This is a genomic window from Frankia sp. AgKG'84/4, from assembly GCF_023242965.2.
Classification (GTDB): domain Bacteria; phylum Actinomycetota; class Actinomycetes; order Frankiales; family Frankiaceae; genus Frankia.
Genome location: NZ_JALKFU020000442.1, coordinates 1 through 4,455, shown reverse-complemented (window position 1 = coordinate 4,455; position 4,455 = coordinate 1). Strand labels below are relative to the sequence as shown.

Sequence of the window (4,455 nt, the reverse complement as noted above, 5' to 3'; positions counted from 1 at the left end):
GCTGCGTCCCGGTCCACCGACCACTCGCCGCCACCCGACCCGTTCGGGCCGCCGTGGCGCCACGCCTGCGCCGTCCCGACCTCGAGGCCGTCCGGCCCGAGGCTCGCCGGCGCCGGGGCCAGCTCGCCGTTGCTCCGCGCCAGGCCGTTGTCCGACATGCCGACGATCATGAGCACGTCGTCCGGCTCCCCCGGGGTGACCCCGAACACCGGCATCTGCGCGAGCGGCACGGCCGGCAGGTACAGGGTGAAGGTGCTGCCCCGGCCGACCGCGCTGGAGACCGCGATGGAGCCGCCCAGCAGGCGGGCGATCTCCTTGCTGATCGACAGGCCGAGGCCGGTGCCGCCGTAGCGGCGCGAGGTCGTGCCGTCGGCCTGCTGGAAGGCCTCGAAGATCATTCGGAGTTTCTCGGCGGCGATCCCGATCCCGGTGTCAGTGACCGCGAACGACAGGACGGTGCCCGCCGAGCGCAGGTGGCTGGCCAGGTGCGGCAGGTCCGGCCGAGCGAGCGTGACATCGAGCCGCACGATGCCCGAATCGGTGAACTTCACTGAGTTGGACAACAGATTCTTCAACACCTGCTGGAGGCGCTGTTCATCGGTGACGAACTCCGCGGGCACGTCGGCGGCCAGGTTGACCTCGAAGGCCAGGCCCTTCTCGTCGGCGAGCGGCCCGAAGGCGCCGGCGACCGCGTCGCACAGCGAGGCGGTGCGCACGCTGGTGGCGTCGACGTCCATCTTGCCGGCCTCGACCTTGGACAGGTCGAGGATGTCATTGATCAGGCCGAGCAGTTCGGAACCGGCCGAGTGGATCGTCTCGGCGAAGTCGATCTGCTTCTGGGACAGGTTGCGGTCGGGGTTGTCGGCGAGCAGTTTGGCCAGGATGAGCAGGCTGTTGAGCGGCGTGCGCAGCTCGTGGCTCATGTTGGCCAGGAACTCGGTCTTGTACTGCGAGGACAGCGCGAGCTGCTCGGCCTTCTCCTCCAGGCCGATGCGGGCCAGCTCGATCTCGCGGTTCTTGTCCTCCAGCAGCGCCGCCTTCTCCTCCAACTCGTTGTTCGTGCGCTGCAGCTCGACCGACTGCGAACGCAGTTCCTGGGTGAGCCGCTGGGACTGGGCCAGCAGCTCCTCCGTCCGCGCGTTCGCCATGATCGTGTTGAGCACGACGCCGATAGTGTCGACCAGCTGGTCGACGAGGGTGAGGTGCAGCTCGGAGAACGAGGTGAACGAGGCCAGCTCGATGACGCCGAGTACCTGGTTCTCGAACACGACCGGAACCACGACGAGATCACAGGGTGGCGCCTCGCCCAGCCCGCTGCGGATGTTGAGGTAGCCGGCGGGCACGTGCTCGACCCGGATACGGTTGCGCTCCAGCGCCGCCTGGCCGATCAGTCCCTCGCCGAACAGGAACGTGCCGTCCGAGCGCCGCCGCGGCACCGAGCCGTAGCCGGCGACGTAGCGCAGCTTGTCGCCCTCGATGAAGTCGAGCAGGTAGACCGTGCCCTGCTGGGCGTTGACCGCCGGCGTCATCTCACTGATGATCATCTGGCAGACCGCGTAGAGGTCGCGCTGGCCCTGCATCTTGCTGCCGATGCGGGCCAGGTTCGACTTCAGCCAGTCCTGCTGCGCGTTGACCTCGGTGGTCTCCCGCAGCCTCGCGATCATCTGGTTGATGTTGTCCTTGAGCTCGGCGACCTCACCCTCGGCCTCGACCGTGATCGACCTGGTCAGGTCGCCCCGGGTGACGGCGGTGGACACGTCGCCGATCGCCCGCAGCTGGATGGTCAGCGTGGTTGCGAGCTGGTTGACGTTGTCGGTGAGGTCCATCCAGGTGCCGGCCACCCCGGCGACCGTCGCCTGGCCGCCGAGCTTGCCCTCGACGCCGACCTCCCAGCCCACCCGGGTGATCTCCGCGGCGAACGAGGAGAGCTGGTCGACCATCGTGTTGACGGTGTTCTTCAGCTCGGCGATCTCGCCCTGCGCCGGAACGGTGATCTTCTGCGACAGGTCGCCGCGCGCGACCGCCGTCGTGACCAGCGCGATGTTGCGGACCTGGCCGGTGAGGTTGCCGGCCATCGAGTTCACCGACTCGGTCAGGTCCCGCCACACCCCGGAGACACCCCGCACGTGCGCCTGGCCGCCCAGCGCGCCCTCGGTGCCGACCTCGCGGGCCACCCGGGTCACCTCGTCGGCGAACGAGGAGAGCTGGTCCACCATCGTGTTCAGGGTGTCCTTGAGTTCCAGGATCTCACCCTGGGCGGTGACCGTGATCTTCTGGCTGAGGTCACCGCGGGCCACCGCCGTGGCCACCAGGGCGATGTTGCGGACCTGGCTGGTCAGGTTGCCGGCCATCGAGTTCACCGACTCGGTCAGGTCCCGCCACACCCCGGACACGCCCCGCACGTGCGCCTGGCCGCCCAGGTTGCCCTCGGTGCCGACCTCCCAGGCCACCCGGGTCACCTCGTCCGCGAACGACGAGAGCTGGTCCACCATCGTGTTCAGCGTGTGGGCGAGGCCGGCGACCTCGCCGCGGGCGTCGACGGTGATCTGCCGCGTCAGGTCACCGCGGGCCACCGCCGCCGCCACCTCGGCGATGCTGCGGACCTGGGTCGTCAGGTTGCCGGCCATCACGTTGACCGAGTCCGTCAGGTCCCGCCAGACCCCGGACACCCCCTTGACCTGGGCCTGGCCACCGAGCTTGCCCTCGGTGCCGACCTCCTTGGCCATCCGGGTGACCTCGTCGGCGAACGCCGAGAGCTGGTCGACCATCGTGTTGACGGTCGACTTCAGCTCGTGGATCTCACCCCGGGCGTCAACAGTGATCTTCTGGCTCAGGTCGCCCTGCGCCACCGCGGTGGTGACCTGGGCGATGTTGCGGACCTGGCTGGTCAGGTTCCCGGCCATCGAGTTCACCGACTCGGTCAGGTCCCGCCACACCCCGGAGACGCCCTTGACCTTGGCCTGCCCGCCGAGGTTGCCCTCGGTGCCGACCTCGCGGGCCACCCGGGTCACCTCGTCCGCGAACGACGAGAGCTGATCCACCATCGTGTTCACCGTCGTGCCGATCCGGAGGAACTCCCCGCGGACCGGCTGCCCGGCGATTTCCAAGGCCATATGCTGGGACAGGTCGCCCTCGGCCACCGCGGCGATGACCCGCGCGACCTCGTGCGTCGGCCGGGCCAGGTCATCGATGAGGGAGTTCACCGCCTGCGTCATGTCGGACCAGCCGCCTGGGCTACCCAGGTCCTCCATGCGCAGGGTCAGACGCCCGTCGCGGCGGATCACCTTGCTGACCCGGGCCAGCTCCCCGGCGTGCCGTTCCTGGGAGGCGGCCAGCTCGTCGAACCGGCGGAGCACCTGCGCGGCGACCGGGTCACGAGGGGTGACGCGGTTCGCCAGCCGGGTCGAGAAGTCGCCCTCGCACAGCCTGGTCAACCCGCCCAGCAGTTCGTCGATCAGGTCGTCCGCCGACGTGCGCGGCACCGTCTGGACCGACCCGCCCCGCACCGGCTCAGAGTGGGGTCCGCCGGACGCGTGGGGTGGATGGGGGACGATGGTCGCGGTAGCGTCACCGCCGGGCACAGTGGGATCACGGCGGGCCGGGGACTGCTGATCGTCAGTGGCACTCATCGGTCTCCTAGCTGAGCTCGGACGGCACGATCGTCTCGGACGACGGACCGGGTGGAGCTGCCCGGACCAGGGGGCGATCTCCTCGGGACACCGGCGGGGGCGTCGATGGACAGGTGACACCAGCCGCCAGTATCCGCCTCACGACGGACAACGCAGGAGAGACTGAACGACATGACCGGCGCAGGAGGGGGATCGACAACGTCCGTGCATGCCATCACGCTGCCGCCCAAGCCCGACTCCCCGCGGTCCGCGCGTCGATTCGTGCTCGAGACCCTACGCGGGCGGGTCGACGACGATCTGCTCGACTCGGCCCTACTGCTGGTCACCGAGCTGGTCACCAACGTCGTCGTCCATGCCGGCACAGCCGCCACCATCGACGTCCGCCAGGAGGGCAGCGGGGTGCGGGTGGGCGTGGCCGACCGGCATCCGGTCCGGATCGGCATGTCGCGGGTGAAGAAGGTCGACGTGCCGCGCCCGCCGTCGGCGTTCCCCGAAGAGGCCGACTTCGGCATCGACGGGCTGCGGGAGGACGGCCGCGGGCTCGCCCTCGTCGACGCGCTCGCCTCAAGCTGGGGTACCGAGCACCACCGCGGCGGGAAGACCGTCTGGTTCCGCCTCACCCTGCCTGACGACGGCGACGACACCGATCTTTCGGGTGACGACGGCGACGACGTTCCCTCCAACACACCGACGCCGGCCATCGCGGTCACGGTGGGCGACCCAGCGGGCGGGGGCGCGGCGGCCAGCGCCGATGCGCTCGTCCCCGCAGTCCGATCTCCCGTAACAGCCGGGTGCCGCCGAGCCCGCTGATCGAGCGCTCCGCCAC

2 protein-coding genes are annotated in these 4,455 nt (G+C 69.9%); one reads left to right on the top strand and one right to left on the bottom strand.

Annotation, left to right across the window (positions count from 1 at the left end):
- Positions 1-3,629 (bottom strand): HAMP domain-containing protein (locus tag MXD58_RS20850; RefSeq protein WP_250609770.1); only part of this gene is annotated, 3,629 nt, incomplete at its 3' end.
- A gap of 171 nt (positions 3,630-3,800) precedes the next feature.
- Here MXD58_RS20850 and MXD58_RS20845 point away from each other — a divergent pair.
- A complete protein-coding gene (locus MXD58_RS20845) occupies positions 3,801-4,439 on the top strand; it encodes an ATP-binding protein (protein WP_374616426.1) in 639 nt (212 codons plus the stop codon).
- Positions 4,440-4,455 lie beyond the last annotated feature (16 nt).